This window comes from Gemmatimonas sp. (assembly GCF_044345575.1).
GTDB lineage: Bacteria > Gemmatimonadota > Gemmatimonadetes > Gemmatimonadales > Gemmatimonadaceae > Gemmatimonas.
The window spans coordinates 1-16,526 of record NZ_JBIJAW010000007.1 but is presented as its reverse complement, the minus strand read 5'-3'; the positions used below and the strand labels follow the sequence as shown (position 1 = coordinate 16,526).

General features: G+C 67.5%; 11 protein-coding genes. 9 read left to right on the top strand and 2 right to left on the bottom strand.

Features of this window, described 5'->3' with window-relative positions:
* Positions 1-154: 154 nt before the first annotated feature.
* Both ACIQ6O_RS01140 and ACIQ6O_RS01135 read right to left on the bottom strand, forming a co-directional pair.
* Positions 155-4,744 (bottom strand): translocation/assembly module TamB domain-containing protein, encoded by a 4,590-nt coding sequence (locus ACIQ6O_RS01140; protein WP_396205919.1) that lies wholly within the window; start codon positions 4,742-4,744, stop codon positions 155-157.
* Positions 4,744-6,978: an outer membrane protein assembly factor gene (locus ACIQ6O_RS01135; RefSeq protein ID WP_396205918.1), complete on the bottom strand. Its 2,235-nt coding sequence runs from the start codon at positions 6,976-6,978 to the stop codon at positions 4,744-4,746. The genes ACIQ6O_RS01140 and ACIQ6O_RS01135 overlap by 1 nt, the downstream gene beginning before the upstream one ends.
* Positions 6,979-7,192: 214 nt before the next feature.
* Here ACIQ6O_RS01135 and ACIQ6O_RS01130 point away from each other — a divergent pair, with 214 nt between their 5' ends.
* The 9 genes from ACIQ6O_RS01130 to ACIQ6O_RS01090 form a co-directional block, all read left to right on the top strand.
* On the top strand, positions 7,193-7,579 hold the full coding sequence (locus ACIQ6O_RS01130; protein ID WP_396205917.1) for a four helix bundle protein: 387 nt from the start codon (positions 7,193-7,195) through the stop codon (positions 7,577-7,579).
* Positions 7,580-7,707: 128 nt separating this feature from the next.
* Positions 7,708-8,253: a cob(I)yrinic acid a,c-diamide adenosyltransferase gene (locus tag ACIQ6O_RS01125; protein ID WP_396205916.1), complete on the top strand. Its 546-nt coding sequence runs from the start codon at positions 7,708-7,710 to the stop codon at positions 8,251-8,253.
* A gap of 12 nt (positions 8,254-8,265) precedes the next feature.
* Positions 8,266-9,369, top strand: coding sequence for a 3-dehydroquinate synthase (gene aroB / locus ACIQ6O_RS01120; RefSeq protein WP_396205915.1), 1,104 nt, complete (start codon positions 8,266-8,268; stop codon positions 9,367-9,369).
* Positions 9,370-9,679: 310 nt separating this feature from the next.
* On the top strand, positions 9,680-10,588 hold the full coding sequence (locus ACIQ6O_RS01115; RefSeq protein ID WP_306523378.1) for an RNA polymerase sigma factor RpoD/SigA: 909 nt from the start codon (positions 9,680-9,682) through the stop codon (positions 10,586-10,588).
* Between the two features lie 235 nt (positions 10,589-10,823).
* The gene (locus ACIQ6O_RS01110; protein WP_396205938.1) at positions 10,824-11,189 is read left to right on the top strand and encodes a response regulator; all 366 of its coding nucleotides are present in this window, start codon (positions 10,824-10,826) and stop codon (positions 11,187-11,189) included.
* 97 nt (positions 11,190-11,286) lie between these two features.
* Positions 11,287-12,741, top strand: a complete 1,455-nt coding sequence (locus ACIQ6O_RS01105; RefSeq protein ID WP_396205914.1) for an FAD-linked oxidase C-terminal domain-containing protein — start codon at positions 11,287-11,289, stop codon at positions 12,739-12,741.
* Positions 12,734-13,870 carry an FAD-binding protein gene (locus ACIQ6O_RS01100; protein WP_396205913.1) on the top strand — a complete coding sequence of 379 codons (1,137 nt, stop codon included), beginning with the start codon at positions 12,734-12,736 and terminating at the stop codon, positions 13,868-13,870. The genes ACIQ6O_RS01105 and ACIQ6O_RS01100 overlap by 8 nt, the downstream gene beginning before the upstream one ends.
* Positions 13,863-15,206, top strand: a complete 1,344-nt coding sequence (locus ACIQ6O_RS01095) for a (Fe-S)-binding protein (protein WP_396205912.1) — start codon at positions 13,863-13,865, stop codon at positions 15,204-15,206. The genes ACIQ6O_RS01100 and ACIQ6O_RS01095 overlap by 8 nt, the downstream gene beginning before the upstream one ends.
* 37 nt (positions 15,207-15,243) lie before the next feature.
* On the top strand, positions 15,244-16,526 hold a 1,283-nt coding region (locus ACIQ6O_RS01090; RefSeq protein WP_396205911.1), incomplete at its 3' end, for a carboxypeptidase regulatory-like domain-containing protein.

Below are 16,526 nucleotides of genomic sequence, written 5' to 3'. Positions count from 1 at the left end.
CATGGGGTACCGGTAAGACGAACCAGCGCTGATCCCGAAACGTACACGTGGGCGTCGGCGGGCTGGGACCACGGCGGGTTCCGGGAACCGGCGTCGGGCATCCCGGTCTCCTGCGGTAGACACCCGACCGGTCCGAACGCCGACGTCGGCAGCGCTAGAACGTCCAGAAGCGGAAGAAGTCGACACCCACCTGGGGGGGCGTCTGCTGGAACGTTCGGCTGATTCCGGCCCGTCCGCAGGCTTGGGCGCTCGACCCGGGCTCCACGCCGGCCGACACCGACAGCCCGCCCTCGAAGCGCCGCTCCACTTTCACGCCGAGCCCCTGGGCGAACAGCGAGAGGGCGTCACCACTCCCCCCGCCGCTCTGGGGCGCCAGACCGCAGAGCCCCGTGCTGAACGTGAGGAAGGTATTTCGGGCGACCTGGCCACCCACACCCACACGGGTGGAGGCCAGGATGCCGAGACCGTTCTGCCGCAGGTTCGCGGCGTCGCCCGGATTGAGGGCCGTGGGCTCCACCTGCACCACGTCGAAGCGCCCGCCGGCGAGTCGGCTGGACAGGTACGATCCGGCGAGTCGCAAGGCGAGCGTGGCCCCCTGTTCGGCATACGTACTGCCCAGCACCGTGTACGCCGGCTCGCCGGTGACCAGATAGCTCAGCATGTCGCTCTCGGGCAACGGCGGGTTGTCCGCGCTCGTGAGGGCGAGCGTGGGCTGATCCACCGTCCCACCGATGTTCACGCGGATCCGCACGAACTGCTGATTCGAGTTCGCCCGTGTCTCGCGAATGGTGTGCAGCGCGGCAATGTCGAGCGACGGGGCGAGGTCGGGGTCACCGAAGAAGCGCACCAGACCGCGCTCCACCTCGAAGCTGGGGCGGGCGAGGCCGAGGTTGAGCTGATAGGTCCCGCGCTCCACCGTGAGCGAATCGGCCAGCGCCAGCTGCGCCCCGCGGCCATCGCGCATCACCGACCGCGTCACCCGCAGTTGTCCGCCCATCTTGAGATTGGCTTCCGGTGAGCGCAGCCACACATCATCACCGATCCCGATGCGCACGTTATCAAGTTGAAGATTCCGCACGAGGGCGCTGGGTGCGCTCGGCAGTAGCGCATTCATCGCCACGCGCGCGGTGTCCACCAGGTCGAGATTATCGCTCAGGTCGAGCGCCCGCCGCTGCGTGAGCTGGCTGATGTACACCCGCCCCCGATCCACGCGCACTGCGCCACGCAAACGCGCCGCATCACTCGATCCCGTGAGCGCAATGGGCGTAGGCGTACTGATCGTCAGCGTCGCGGTGCGCGCCTTGTCGACCGCCAGGAAGTTGTTCGCCGCGAGTCGGAGGTTGAACGACGGCTTGGCGATCTCCGCGATGTCGATGAATCCCGAGACACCGAGGGTGTCCGTGGGAGCCCCGCTCACCGCACTAAAACGGCGAATGAGGATGCTATCGCCCGTGAGTCCGATGTCGGCGGTGGCACGCTCCAGGCGGATGCCGAGATTCGCCAGGGACAACGCGGCACTGTCCATGCGCAGCTGACCGCGAAGACGCGGACGCGCCCACGTTCCCGTGAGTGACACATCACTTTCGAGCGTACCGGCCGCCGTGGTGACATCGGGGAAGAGCGATTCCAGCATCGAGAGATCGGTCTTGCGCGCTGTGATGCGCCCGGAGAGCGGTTCATCGATGGTGCGTGTGGCTCGCGTCGCCAACGCCAGATCGAGCGGGAGCGAGGCCGTGGCCTGAATGGCGGGCGTGCCGTTCACCCGCAACGCGCCGTCGAGTGACAGCCGCAGCGAATCATAGCTCGCGTTGGCGACGAGATCTCCGAGCCGCAGCGACCCAGCCACCGCGTCCTGTACGCGAATCGTGCCGCTGATGCGCGGCTGCTCGCGCGTGCCGGCCACGGCCAGCTGCGACGAAACCGTGCCCTTCTCGAGTCCCGACCGTCGCAGCAGACGTCCCACATCGCCAAGTGGCACGCGGGCGGCCATGAAGGCACCACCCACCACGCCGGTGCGGCCGAGCATACCGCTCAACGCGACCCGCCCCGTGTCCGTGTGCACGAGCACCAGCGAGTCCAGCCATCCTTCGCCATCGCGCAGCAGACGTAGGGTGGCGGGAGCCGCGAGGTTGAAGCCGCGGGCGCGTACGGCGGCGCTGTCCACGCGAATCGTGAGCGTATCCAGACGCACAGCGGTGGAGTCGCCATTGCGCGTCACCCCTCCACTGATCGCGACCCGCGATTCGGAGGGCGTGCGCAGCGCGAACGTGAAGCGCTCAGCGAGGCCTCCGCGCAACGTACTGCGCGCCGATGCGGCGGCCACATCGATGCCGGCCACGTATGCGGAGTCGGCGGATGCCGTGAACAGGCCGTTGGCGCCACGCAGGACGTCGCGGACATCGAGGTCGAAGGCGGCACGCATCGAACGCGAACTGGCGACCACCAGATCACGCAGGTCGGCCCGCAGCTGCACGTCCATCCCCTGCGTGTCGAGCGTGTCGAGAGAGCCGCGCAGCACTCCCGCCACCTCCACGTTCCCACGCAGCGTGTCCGTCGGGAGAATGAAGGCGCGCGCGCCGCTGTCTGCAGGGGCCAGCCACGGGCGCAGACCGCCGAGCGAGTCCACCTGGAGACTGAACTGCAGGCTGTCGCGCTTGCGACGATCGAGCCCCACGCCGCCTCGCGCGAGCAGGCGCGCGGCCGAACTTTCGATGGTGAGGGTATCCATGTGAACGACCCCCGCATCGAAGCGCATAGCCGCCGTGCCGCCGAACACGCGCGCATCGGCAATGCGCGAGAATTGGTCGATCGTGGCGCGCAGCGGCCCAGTGAAACTGTCGTCGCGGAGCGTGCCCTTTTCGTTCACCGTGCCCAGCAGGTCCACGGTCCCCGTCATGTTGAGCGTGGACGCCGGCAACGCGGCCGTCCCGAATAGCGATTGCAGATTGCCACCACGGACACGCCAGGCACCGGCCGCGCCCATGACCGGCTCAAGCGCGTCGGCGACGCCGGTGAAGCTCAACTCGCCCCCTTCACCGGAGAGTGTGGTCTGCAGGTTGAACTTGTCGGCCATGCCATCGGCCCGAATGCGGCCCACGGCACTGCCGCGGAGCGGCATATCCGGATACGAGCGCGACAGCGTGGTATACGACAGCGGCACCGCCTGCAGATCCACGTCGAACTTCACGCCTTCCGTCACCAGGGTATAGCGCCCATCACCGGTGAATCGCGATGGCTGGCCCGGGCCATCCACCAATTCGAGATCCGCCTTGCTGAACCGCGCATCGTACCACAGCGAATCGAGGCGCATGGTGCCGCGGGCAAAGCCGTTGAGCTCCGCGAACATCGGGTTCACGTGCCGCGGCGTGCGGAAATCGAGTTGACCAATGACGACATCGACGCCCTTCAGGATCGCCTCGGCGGGCTGAAAGATATTGAGCCTCCCGCGCGCCTGTCCGCGAGAGATCGCCCCGGGGACATGCTCGTCCGCGAAGCTGAGCTTCGCCTCGTCGAGCGTCCAGTCAGTCACATAGCCACCGCGCGCGCGCACCGACCCGCGAAGGGCCCCGCGCCAGTCGTACGGGAACGGCTCGCCATTGAACCACTTCAGCAGGTCGGTGTGCGCCGGCTCCAACGTCAGATTCACGTTGGTGAGCCGCGTAACGAACCCGCCCACCCCCCATGTCATGCTCCCCCGCAGTCGCGACTTGAGCGACCGCGCGTCCATGTCGGTGATGGCGTAATCGATGATGTTGAGGTTCTGCGCATCATTGCGCATGGTGAGGAACGCGCTGCCGCTCCCGGTGTGCGGCACCGTTTCGTCGATCCACGCGAGATCACTGAGCGCCACACTGTCGAGGCGCAGGCGCACGTCGTACCGCACCGGGAGATTGCTCCCCCACACGATCTTCGCGCCGCCGCGTGCGGTGCTGCGCGGCAGATCGAAATGCGCGTCCTTCACCCACAGCGAGTCGCCGATGCGGCGGAAGTCGCCAGTGAGATTCTTGAACCAGAAGGGGGGATACACCCACACCACATCGAGGCGCCGTACCGGAAAGTGCATCCCGACCGAATCGGGATTCGCCAACCAGGAGCGGCCGAGATTGAGATTCCCGCGCACGAAGCGGTAGATGCGCACGTACCGGCCATCCTCCCGGCGGACTTCGCCGTCGAGTCGGCCCAGATTGAACGCGAGCGCACTGTCGCGCTTCGCTCCCTTGAGTGAATCGGGGAGCTGCCACGGCAGGCGCATCACGAACGTCACCTCGTTGAGCGCGGTGGTGTCGATCACGATGTACTTGCCGAAGCGGCTCGTGCTCGGCGTTTTCTTCTTGCCGCGATCGCGCTGTAACGCGCGGCGCCAGTTCCAGTCGTCCTTGCCGTAGTCCACGAGCGTGATCACGGGCCGAGTCACCTCGAGTGACTTGATCACGATGCGGGCGTCGAGCAGATCGCGCGGGTCGTACGTGACTCGGATGGGGCCCGTGCTGAGGAAGTGGGCCCCGTCGGGAGCACGCACATCCACGGAGTCGATGGTGATGTCGCTGAAGAGATTCCCGCCGACACGCCCCACGTAGAGCTTGCCGGGCACGGCCGCGCGCGCGAGCGGCATGACGGTGCGCAGAATGAGCGCCCGCCCCCCGTCGGTCTGCGTGAGCGCCACGATGCCCCCCACCACAGCGACGAGCAGCGTGAGCAGCACGCCTGCGACGCCCAGGACGATGGTGCGACGACGTGGGGCCATCAGAATGCCTGCCCGATCCAGATGCTCGGATTGAGCCGGCCGAACAGCCCCGCACGCCGTGTCGGCCGATAGCTCGACGGACAGCTCCCCGGGGCCTGTGCTGCCGGCTGCCCGGTCGCCGCCCCAGGCGTCACGGCCAGCGTGTTGCCGGGACTCACGCAGTAGAGGGGCGCCACGCCCGCCTGCGGCCGCGCATTGAAGTACGCGGCCCCCGCCGGCAGGGCATACGGGTTGTACCCGAAGTCGATGCGCACCGCCCCGAAGGGCGACGCCACACGCACGCCGAGCCCGGGCGTGATCTTGACGACCGGCCCGTCGGCGCGCAGGGCTGTCCCGCCGCGGTTCCAGAGTCGCCCCGCATCGGCGAACGCTGCCAGCTGGAGCAATCGCGGCAGCACTGGACTGGCCCACTGCGCTTCGAGATTACCCACCACGAGCGTGTTGCCACCGGTGGGGACCACCCGCTCGGTGACCGTACCCTCATCGGCCCGAAAGTAGGTGAGGCCGTTCACCGTTTCGGTGGTGTATCCGCTCACGATGTACACGGCCGGTCCGAGCTCGTTCTGCCGAAAGCCGCGGACCGTGGTGGGCCCGCCGGCATAGAGGCGCTCCTGAGGCGGAATGAAGCCCCCCAGTCCGCTGCCAACCCCGCGCCCCTGCACGAACCCCGCCCGAACATGTGCCGTGATCGTCGTACCCGCGACCCGGCGATACCAGCTCGCATCGCCCGAGGCCCGGTTGAACTGCTGTGTGCGGTCGGAGCCGATCAGCGTGCTCGCGTGGCGCAGCGTCGCGCGGATGACCGTGCCACCGGTGGGGCGCAACGGATCGTTCAGCCGTTCGCGGGAGATGGAGAATTCGAGCGCCGCCAGGCGGTTGTTGCGCTGCAGGAAATTGCGCAGATCACTGTCGCAGGCGTTGAACACCGCACAGAAAAACGCCGGCTCCGCCTCGGTGCGTCCGAGTTCGAGCTGGTAACTCAGGGTGCTCGGGGTACGCGGAGCGGGTCGAAAGGCGAACGGATCGGCGATCGACAGCACCCCGCCGATGGGCGTGCGCCGCAGGTAGGCCTTGAATTCGGAGAGCGTGGAGCTGAACACGGTCAGCGACGGCACGCGCACCTGATTGGCACGCACCGGCTGCCGCAACGTCATCGACGTGTAGTAGTTCAGCGTGCGGCTGTACGGATCACTGCGCGCCTGCCCCTGGCACAGATCTTCGGCCCCATCGAGCGGCGCGCCGAGACCGATCTTGCTCACACGTGCGGTGAGTTCGAGGCGCTGCGCGTAGGGGAGGAAATCCCGATCGGTGAGCGAGCCCTGCATGCGGAAGCAATCGAGCGTCGCCCAGCCGAGTCCACCGCGCGCCGCGAACCGGTCGCCCTCGACGAGCCGCGCCGTGAGGTTCACGATCGTGTCGCCCGCAGGCTGTATGCTGTCCGGCTGCAGTTCGACCCGCTGGAACGCGTCGGTCTGGTAGAGATTGCGCTGTGCGTCGATGATGTGGCGCGCGGCGTACCACTCTCCGCTCTGCAGCGCCATCGTGCGGCGGATGGTGGCATCCGACACGGAGCGCGCGTCGCCGCCACTGTCCACGACGAGGGCAATCCGCCCGATGCGCGCCCGCGCTCCGGGCACCACCGTGACATCCACGTCGGCGGTGCGCTGTGCCGTATTGGTGGTGTATGCCAGTAGCGCTTCCGCTTGCGGCCAGCCGAGGTTGCGCAGGCGGCGCACCAGCGTGTCGCGCCCGGCCTCGAGGGCGCTGCGATCGAACAAGCCGCCCACCCGCAGGGGAAAGTCGCGCGCAGCTCCGGTGAGCTCCGCATTGCCATCCACCCCACGCAGCGCGAACGCCGACACCCGCATCGGCTCCCCCTCGACGATGCGGAAGGTGATGTCGATCACCAGCGGACGCACCGTGTGCACCACGGTATCCACCTGCACATCGGGATATCCGCGACGCCGATAGAGCGTTTCGATACGCCGCACGTCCCGCGCGAACTCTACGGGATCGAAACACCGTCGGGTGCCAAGCACCGGTACGCCCGGAAACGACGACGGCACCGTCGCCACCGTCGTCGCGAGCACCGACGCGGGATACTCGTGATTGCCGGCGAAGCGCAGCGACCGCACCTCGCGATCGCCACGCTCACAGGAGAGATCCTGAGCGACGAGCGGAGAGGCGGTCAGCGACGCCGTGGCGAGGAGGAGGAGGCGTTGAAATAATCGCACGTTCTATAGCTGTAAGGTCGACACATGGAGGAGGGGAGTCAACCTCGGAACGGCGGAAACGCCGAGCAATCGGGAGCTGGAGTGACGGAAGCTGGGCGAACGAAAGCGGGAGTCACGGGAGCTTGAACCACGAGGCGTGCGAGCTGCGTACCCGTGATACTGTCGCCGATTTTTGGGTTACCAGATTCGGCATGTGCCTTGGTACATGTGAACCATGGCTGATTCCCGTAACCTCAGGGTACTGCACGCCGCCGAGGACTTCGCCGCGGCAGTAATGCTCACGTCACGATCGATCGACGCAGCACGGGCTCCCGGCCTGCGCGGCCAACTCGTTCGCGCGGCTGCCGCCGTACCTGCGAACATCGCTGAAGCCGCGCACCTCGGAACGGATCCAAATTTTCGACGTCAGCTGCGCCTCGCGCTCGCCTCCGCCAACGAGTCGAATAGCCACTTGCGCATCCTGATGCGCACGGGTGCCCTCGAGCCCGTTGAGGGTCTGCGCTGCATGGGAAAAGGAGCCGTGGTGTGCCGTATGCTCGTGAGGTTGATCAGAGCCATCGACGAGCGGGAGGCACGCGGCGCGGACAATCGAATGGAATAGCCCCCGTCGTTCCACTTCCCGTCGCTCAAGCTTCCGTCTTACCAGCTCCCGTGTTCGCAGCTCGCGTGTGTGCGGGCTTTGTCCCGATGCGCCCTTCGCCCTCGCCCGGTCCCGACTATCTTCGAAGCATGAAGATCTATACCCGCTCCGGCGACGAAGGCGCCACGGCCCTCTTTGGTGGTGGCCGTGTAGGCAAGGACCACCCCCGCGTGGAGGCCTACGGCGACGTGGACGAGCTCAATGCGTCCCTCGGTCTCGCCCGCTCCATCCAGATGATTCCGCGCATCGACGAGGTGCTGGTGCCCATCCAGCGTGACCTCTTCGCCATCGGCGCGCTGCTCGCGACGCCCGATCACGAGAAGATGAAGGATCACCTCGACAAGGCGCGCATCGACGAAGGCCGCATCGAGGAACTCGAGAAGGCCATCGACGCCTGCGAGCAGGAACTGGAACCGCTGCGGTCCTTCATCATCCCCGGTGGCACCCCCAAGGCGGCCGCGCTGCACGTCGCCCGCACGGTGTGCCGCCGCGCCGAACGCCGCGTGGTGCATCTGGCGAGTGAAGTGGAGTTGCCCCACCTGGTCGTCATCTACCTCAATCGCCTGTCCGATCTGCTCTTCATGCTCGCCCGCGTCGCCAACAAGCGCGCCGGTGCGGGCGAAGTGACCTGGTAACGGCACGCCCCGGTGACGACGCTCCCCACCCCGCTGCGACTCCCGCTCGAATATCCGGTCTTCTGCGAAGCGGGCGCGTTCGCGCAGGTGGGGGCCATCGTGCGGCAGGCGGCGCCCTCGCATCGCATCGCCGTCATCAGTGATGACACAGTGGCGGAGCACCACGGGGCCGCACTGCTCGCGCAGTGCCCCGCCGAGTCGACGCGTCTTTTCTCCATGCCGCCAGGCGAACGGGAGAAAACGCGGGAGCGGTGGGCCCAGCTCACCGACGCGCTCCTTGCCTGGGGCGCCGGTCGCGACACCGCCGTCGTTGCCCTCGGCGGCGGCGTCGTGGGCGACCTCGCCGGCTTCGTGGCCGCGACCTTCATGCGCGGCCTCCCGGTGGTGCAGGTCCCCACGACCCTGCTGGCCATGGTGGATGCGTCGGTCGGCGGCAAGACCGCCGTCGATACGCCCGCCGGCAAGAACCTCGTGGGCGCCTTCCACAACCCGGCCGCCGTGGTCATCGACCCGGCGCTGCTCGCCACCCTGCCCGCCGACGTGCTCCGCAGCGGACTCGCCGAAATGCTCAAGCACGGCGTCATCGCCGATGCGAGCTATTTCGACCAGCTCCTGCAGTTCCTCCCCGAGCTCGCCACGCACGGCGCCGCCGCGCCGGGGTTTGCGTCGCTGATCGCCGGCAGTGTGCGCATCAAGGCCGAAGTGGTCGCCGAAGACACGAGAGAGGGCGGCCTGCGGCAGATCCTCAACTTCGGGCACACCATCGCACACGCCATCGAGAAGGTGCAGCGCTACGCCATGCTGCACGGCGAGGCCGTGGCCATGGGGATGGTCGCGGAGGCCCGGCTGGCGGAGCAGATCGGGCTCGCCGGCGCCGGTCTCGCCACGGCCGTCCGCGGTGCCCTGACGCGGGCCGGACTGCCCACCGCGCTCCCGGCCGGGATCAGCATCGACGCGGTGATCGCCGAAACGCACGGCGACAAGAAGGCCCGGGGCGGCGCCGCCCGGTATGCCCTCCCCCGCGGGATCGGGGAGATGGAAGCCGCGGAGGGACGCTGGTCGGTGCCCGTGCCCGACGAGATCGTCCACGCCGCCCTGCTCGAGCAGGTCCCGTAACCGATCAACGGCGGCGCCCCCATGGCCGTTGGACAGGGGACGGCACACGTGTGACAAGTCGCACGAACGATGCACGGACGCCACAGGACGCGGGACGAACGGCGCACGCCAGTGAATCCCCAGAATTCAGTTCGGGAATTTCTGCGGAGAAAAGCGACAAAATGTCGCATAACTGCCGCGAAAGTGGCCTGATTCGTCACAAAGTCAAAATTTTTATTGACCGTCCAGACGGCGACCATTATCGTGGCGCTCCCACCTAGTTCGGGCCGCTCCCCCGGCCCCACCTCTGCAACACGTACGGCGAGGACGCATGCAGGCAGCCGCAGCGACCAGGACCTCTGAAACCCGTTCCAAAGGGTTCTTCCGTTCCGCGCCTTCAACGGCCTTCGACCAGTACCTCCACGACATCCAGAAGCTCCCCCTCATCACTGATGCGGCCGAGGAGCGCCGGTTGGCCCGCCTCGCCCAGAAGGGTGATGAGGCCGCGGCCGAACGGCTGGTGACGGCGAACCTCCGCTTCGTCATCAGCTACGTGAAGAAGTACCAGGGGCACGGCCTCGACCTCTCCGAACTCGTCGCCATCGGCAACGAGGGGCTCCTCAAGGCCGTCCGGAAGTTCGATCCCGATCAGGGCGTGAAGTTCATCTCCTACGCCGTGTGGTGGGTCCGTCAGGCGGTGCTCAAGGCGCTGGCCGAGCAGACGCGCAGTGTGCGCATCCCGCTCAACCAGAACTCGCAGCTCATCCGTATGGCCCGCGGCGAGATGATCCTCTCGCAGGTGCTCAATCGTGAGCCCACCGACGCCGAGATGGCCAAGCTGCTCGACGAGCCGGTGGAGCAGGTGCGCAGCGCCCGCCAGATCACCAGCACGGAAGTGTCGCTCGATGCTCCCATCGACCGGCAGGATCGTGAAGCCAGCACCCTCGGCGAGCGCTTCGCCGGCGAAACGCACGCCGATATCGAAGACGGCACCGACTTCCGCCTCATGCGGGAGTTCATCGACCGCGTGTTCCGGAAGTATCTCACGCCGCGCGAACGCAAGATTCTCTATCTCTATTATGGGCTCGACGAAGGGGCCGAGGCCATGACCCTCGAGCGCATCGGTGCGCTCATGGGGGTCACCCGCGAGCGCATCCGGCAGATCCGCGAGCGCGCCTTCGAGAAGCTCCGGGAGTCGCCCGACGGCCACGCGCTCGCCGGGTTCTGGGGCGCCGCCTAACAGCCACCCCCACGCCCGACCAAACCGACGAACGGCAGCCTTGCCACTCGCAAGGCTGCCGTTCGTCGTTCCGGACGATCCAACGCTCCGTTCCTCCCCTGCGTCTTTAACGGGAAATTGACGGTCAAGATTGTGCCATTTCTCCCCCGGGAATAGGTTGCGCCCGGTCGTAACCCGGGGCCCCCTGGGGTCGGTTGGTTTCTTCAGGTTGCCGGGAGGCTCCCCGTTGCCACGAGTGCTGATAGTTGATGATGAAGCGGGAATCCGCTTCGCACTGAAGCGTTGGTTCGAACGCCAGCACTGGGTGGTGGACGAGGCACCGGATGGGCGCCAGGCGCTGCAGATCATCGAAAGCGAGACCGCCGAGACGGCGCTCGACCTCATCGTCACGGACCTGCACCTGCCCGGGATGACCGGCGACCAGCTCGTCCTGACGCTCATGGCCACCCGTCCCACGCTCGCGACCCGTGTGATCATCACCACAGGTGATGCCGTTCAGGATGCCGCTCGCGACTCGGTGCTGGCCACCCATCCGCATGTCCTGCAGAAACCGTTCGACCTGGCCACGCTGCGCGCCGCCGTGGACCGCGTTTTGGCGTGATGCTCGGCTGGCGATCAAGGCGATCAAGGGGCCAGAGTCGTTGAATTCCCCCTGATCGACTCTTTTCCTCGCTGCCTCGCCGCTCCAGTTTGCGGACATGTCCGTTCAGGTGCGCGAAACGCTCGAAACCATCGTTGGCGACCGTTGGGTGAAGACCCGCTTGCCGGAGCTGGCCCCGTACGATGCCGACGCCCTCCCCGGCTATCGCGCCACGCCGTCGCTCGCCGTCTTCCCCGGTACGCGCGATGAACTGATCGCCGTGGTACGCGCCCTCGCGCGCACCAAGACCGCCTGGGTACCGCGTGGCGCCGGAACCGGCCTCTCCGGCGGCGCCCTCGCCGACGACGTGGTCCTCATCGGTCTCAACCGCCTCACGCGCATCATCGACGTCGATCCGGTCAACCGCCTGGCGCGCGTCGAACCGGGCGTCGTGAACGCCCGACTTTCGCGCGAGACCACCCGGTACGGCTTGCAGTACGCCCCCGATCCGTCGAGTCAGACCGCGTGCACCATCGGCGGCAACGTGGCCGAGAATGCCGGCGGCCCTCACTGCCTCAAATACGGCGTGACGCTCAATCACGTACTCGAATGCGAAGTCGTGCTCCCTGATGGCTCCGTGACGCGGCTCGGCGGCGCCTACACCGAACAGGACGGCTACGATCTGCTCGGCGCGTTCGTGGGGAGCGAGGGGTGTTTCGGTATCGCCACCGAAGTCACGGTACAGCTCGTCCCGCTCCCCGATGCCGTACAGACCCTGCTCGCCGACTTCTCGTCGGTGCAGGATGCGGCGCGGGCCGTCTCGCGTATCATCGCCAGCGGGATCGTTCCGGCGGCGCTGGAGATGATGGACAACGCCACCATCCGCTGCGTGGAAGCCAGCATTTACGCCGCGGGCTATCCAGTGGATGCCGCGGCCGTGCTGCTGTGCGAAGTGGATGGGGTAGCGGAGGGACTCGACGAAGACGTGGCCATCATCCGTGACGCGTGCCTCGCCACCGGCGCCCGATCGGTGACAGTGGCCACGAGCGCTGAGGACCGCACGAGGCTGTGGCAGGGGCGCAAGAAGGCGTTCGGTGCGATGGGACGACTCTCGCCCGCACTCGTCGTGCAGGACGCCGTCGTCCCGCGGACCAAACTGCCCGAGGTACTCACGGCCATCGACGCCATCGCGGCGGAATACGACGTGCGCGTCTGCAACGTGTTCCACGCCGGCGACGGCAATCTGCACCCCAACATTCCGTACAACGCCCACGATGCGCAGGAAAGCGCGCGCGTGCACGACGCGATGTCGGCCATCATGCAGGCATGCATAGCCGCGGGCGGGACGATTACGGGCGAACACGGCGTGGGACTCGACAAGCTCCCCTATATGGAGTCGCTGTTCGACGCGGCCTCGCTCGACGCCATGTGTCGCGTGCGCAGCGTGTTCGATCCCTACCGCCGCGCCAACCCGGGCAAGGTGGTGCCTGTACACGCGTGTCGGGAATGGCACGGGACGAACGCCGTGAAGCATGACACGGTCCGACAGGATGCCACGACGCCTCATGTCTGACGTCGACCAACTCGCGGCGCGTATTCGCGAGACGCGTGAACCGCTCCGCATCGTCGGTGGCGGGACCTGGCTGCACGGTGGCGGTCCGTGGGCTGATGCCCTGCCCCTACCGCTCGATCATCTGCGCGGAGTCGTCGAGTACACGCCCGGCGACCTCGTCATCACCGTGGCGGCGGGCACCACCCTCGCGGAGCTTGCGGCCACCACCGCCGAACACGCGCAGATGTTCGCCCTCGCGCCCTATGGAACCCCACACGCCACCATCGGCGCCGTCGTCGCCACCGCCGCGCCCGCACCACTTGCCTTCGGCGACTACACCGTGCGCGATCTGGTGCTTGGCGTGCAGGTGGTCACCGGGCGTGGAGACATCACGAGGGCGGGCGGACGCGTGGTGAAGAACGTCGCCGGCTTCGATCTGGTGCGTCTGCACACCGGCGCGTTCGGGACGCTCGGCGTGATCACCGAAGTCAGCCTGCGCCTGCATGCACGTCCAGCGGTGGACATCCTCGTGGTCAGCACGCTGCGCCGCACCGACGATGGTGCACTCGGCGAGCTGCTGCCACAGCTCGTGGCCAATCGTGCGCCGCTACCGATGCTCCTGCATCGCGCGCCAGACGGCGTGCCGCAACTCTGGGGCCGCGTTTCCGGTAACCCGGCGCGTGCCGACGCGCTCCGCCAGCACCTGCGCGCCTTCGGCGTGGTAGACGCCGTCGACCTCCCCGTCGAGCGCGTCGACGGCCCGCTGCACCACACGCCTCACGACGCGATCGTGTTCCGCGCCCGTACGCACCGGTCCGATGCCGTACCCTTCGTGCGCGCCGGGTTCGAGGCCTTTCCGCACGGAACCCTGACGTACGATCCGGCCCGCGGCAGCCTGCGCGCCGTCCTGCCGGCGGCCGCGCGCGATTCATTCGAGCACGATCTCGACACGATGCATCGCCTCGCGGCGGTGAATGGAGCCATGCACCCGATCTCCGTGGTGATCGACCAGGGGCGCTCCGCGGCGGCACCGCACTCCACACCGCGTACGGCGCTGGAGGTCGGAGTGAAGCACGCGCTCGATCCCCGCGATGTGCTCAACCGGCTTGCCGCCATCTCCCCCACCACCCTCGGGCACGCCCATGTCTGACACCGTGGCTGGCACGATGCCTGCCGGCGCGCCCCCGTGCGCCCTCCCGGGAACGCCTCTCGCACAGGCCGCAAAGGGGCTCGATTCGTGTGTCCACTGCGGGTTCTGCCTGCAGGCGTGCCCCACCTATGTGAATCTCGAAGACGAGAACGATTCGCCACGTGGTCGTCTCGTGCTCATGCGACGGCTGCTCGATGGAGATATTGCGCTCGCGGACGAAGGGGTCGCCCAGCACATCGATCGGTGCCTTGGCTGCCGCGCCTGCGAAACAGCGTGCCCAAGCGGCGTCCCGTATGGCGAATTGCTCGAGGCCACCCGCGCCACGATGGCACCGGTGCGTGGGACACCATTCGTCGCCCGCGTGGTGCTGACGGTGTTCCGGCACCACGTGCTGCTGCGGACCGCCCTGTTTGGCGCACGTGTGTTCCGGGCGACGGGACTGCCGCGCCTGCTGGCCCGCATGCTGCCGAAGCGACTGGCGTTCCCGATGGGAATGCTGGCAGCGACGACGCCCGTTGCGCTGCGTGTGGGGAAGCTGGAACGACGGGAGCTTCAGCCACGGGAGCTGGTACTACGGGATGTTGAACCACGCGAACAGCGTTCCTCGGTCACGCTGCTCGAAGGGTGTGTGATGTCGGGGCTGTTTGCGCATGTGAACAGCGCGACGGAGAAGGCGCTCGAGGTGAACGGACATCGCGTGTGTGGCACCGCGGGGCAGCGCTGTTGCGGGGCGCTCCATGCGCATGCCGGCGATCTTGAAGGGGCTCGCGATCTCGCGAAGCAGAACATCGCCGCGTTCGAACGCTCCGACGCCGAATTCGTGGTCGTAAATGCCGCGGGCTGCGGGGCGATGCTCAAGCAGTACGGGCATCTGCTGCACGATGAGCCGGCGTGGGCTGCTCGCGCCGAGCGGCTGGCCGCACGCACACGCGACGTGAGCGAACTTCTCGCCTCTACCGGCCCCCAGTCAGGGACGCACGAAGTGCCGCTTCGCGTCACACATGATCCACCGTGTCATCAGATGCATGCCCAGCGTATCGTGAACCCGCCGCTGCAACTGCTGCGCGCCGTGCCGGGGCTCGATCTCATTCCGCTCGAGGATGCCGACCAATGCTGCGGATCGGCCGGCATCTACAATCTGGTCGAGCCCGACGTCTCTGACGCGGTGCTCGCGCCCAAACTCGCGCGCATCGCCGAGTCGCACGCCGAGGTGGTGGCTTCCGGCAACCCCGGCTGCCTCATGCAGATCGGCGCGGGGCTGCTGCTCAGTGGGTCCGATGTGAAGGCCGTGCATCCAATCGAACTACTGGCGGTGTCGTATGGGAACAACCGATGAACTGGCCCCCGCACCGCACTTGGGGTATGATCGCGATATGAGTCAGAAGGCCCTTACCGTTGCCGCAGCACTGCTCGCGCTCGCGGCAGCCCCGCTCGAAGCGCAGATCAAGCCCGCCGCCCCTCCCCGAGCCCGGGTGCGCGGCGAGATCATCGACAGTGTTCGCAATCGTGTGCTCACCGGGGCCACGGTGCAGTTGTCGGCCACCGACAACAGCGGACGCATTCTCTCCACCACGTCGAACCTGCAGGGGATCTTCCAGATCGACGAGGTGCCGGCTGGTACCTACCTCGTCGGCTTCCTGCACCCCTTCCTCGATTCGCTGGGTGTCGAGAGCAGCCTGCTGCGACTCGAGGTGAGCACCGACGAACCCATTTCGCTCCCGCTCGCGACCCCGTCGGCGGCTACGCTCATCGAAGCGCGCTGCGGTGCGCCGACCGCCGAGCTTCCGCGCGGCATGTTCTTCGGGATCGTGCGCAGCGCCAGTGGAGCACCCCTTGCCGCCCCGGCGCGGGTGCGCGCGCAATACAACACCAACCGCGTGACCGAACGCGGCCTCGAGCGCGTGCCCAACGTGCGCATCGCCACCAGCACCGCCGAGGGCACGTTCGCGGTGTGCGGGGTGCCGGCCAACACCGCCATTACCGTACGTGGGTTCTCCGGCGCCGACAGCAGCGGCTTCGTGGAACTGCCCGTGCCCGGCAACGGGCTGTTGCTGCGCGACCTCGTGATCGGCTCGGCACAGCGTGTCCAGCAACGGACCTCCGCGAATGGGTCCCGCGTGACGAGCGTGCTCACCGGCAAGGCGGCCCTGCGCGGTGTAGCCCGAAACCAGACGGGACAGCCGGTAAACGGGGCCCGCGTCACGCTCTGGGGCACCGGCGTGGAGACGTCCGCCAACGCGAGCGGGCAGTATCAGTTCGCCGCACTCCCGGAAGGCACCTACACCGTGGAAGTGCGCGCCGTAGGGTTCCAGCCACACCGTGCGCCGGCCGATCTCATGGCCACTCGTGAGAACGTACTCGATCTCACGCTCACGCCCCTCGTCACGACGGTGGACACGCTGCGCGTGCGGGCCAATCGTGCCGTGCCGCTCGAGGAATTCGAACGCCGCCGCAAGCTCGGCTTCGGCCACTTCCTCACCGAGGACGACCTCAAGAAGAAGGGCCCCACCTACATGGGCGACATCTTCCGCGGGCTCCCTGGCGTGGTCACCATGCCCGGGCAATTCGGCCGTGATCGCGTGCTCATTCGCGGGACCGGCATGACCGGTGACTGTGCCCCGGCCATCTTCCTCAACGGGTTGTACGTGAGCATCGA

Excerpts from the sequence above, each read along its gene's own strand:
- ACIQ6O_RS01140 (WP_396205919.1), bottom strand. The coding sequence starts at position 4,744 with ATGGCCCCACGTCGTCGCACCATCGTCCTGGGCGTCGCAGGCGTGCTG.
- ACIQ6O_RS01130 (WP_396205917.1), top strand. The coding sequence starts at position 7,193 with ATGGCTGATTCCCGTAACCTCAGGGTACTGCACGCCGCCGAGGACTTC.
- ACIQ6O_RS01125 (WP_396205916.1), top strand. The coding sequence starts at position 7,708 with ATGAAGATCTATACCCGCTCCGGCGACGAAGGCGCCACGGCCCTCTTT.
- ACIQ6O_RS01115 (WP_306523378.1), top strand. The coding sequence starts at position 9,680 with ATGCAGGCAGCCGCAGCGACCAGGACCTCTGAAACCCGTTCCAAAGGG.
- ACIQ6O_RS01105 (WP_396205914.1), top strand. The coding sequence starts at position 11,287 with ATGTCCGTTCAGGTGCGCGAAACGCTCGAAACCATCGTTGGCGACCGT.
- ACIQ6O_RS01100 (WP_396205913.1), top strand. The coding sequence starts at position 12,734 with ATGTCTGACGTCGACCAACTCGCGGCGCGTATTCGCGAGACGCGTGAA.
- ACIQ6O_RS01095 (WP_396205912.1), top strand. The coding sequence starts at position 13,863 with ATGTCTGACACCGTGGCTGGCACGATGCCTGCCGGCGCGCCCCCGTGC.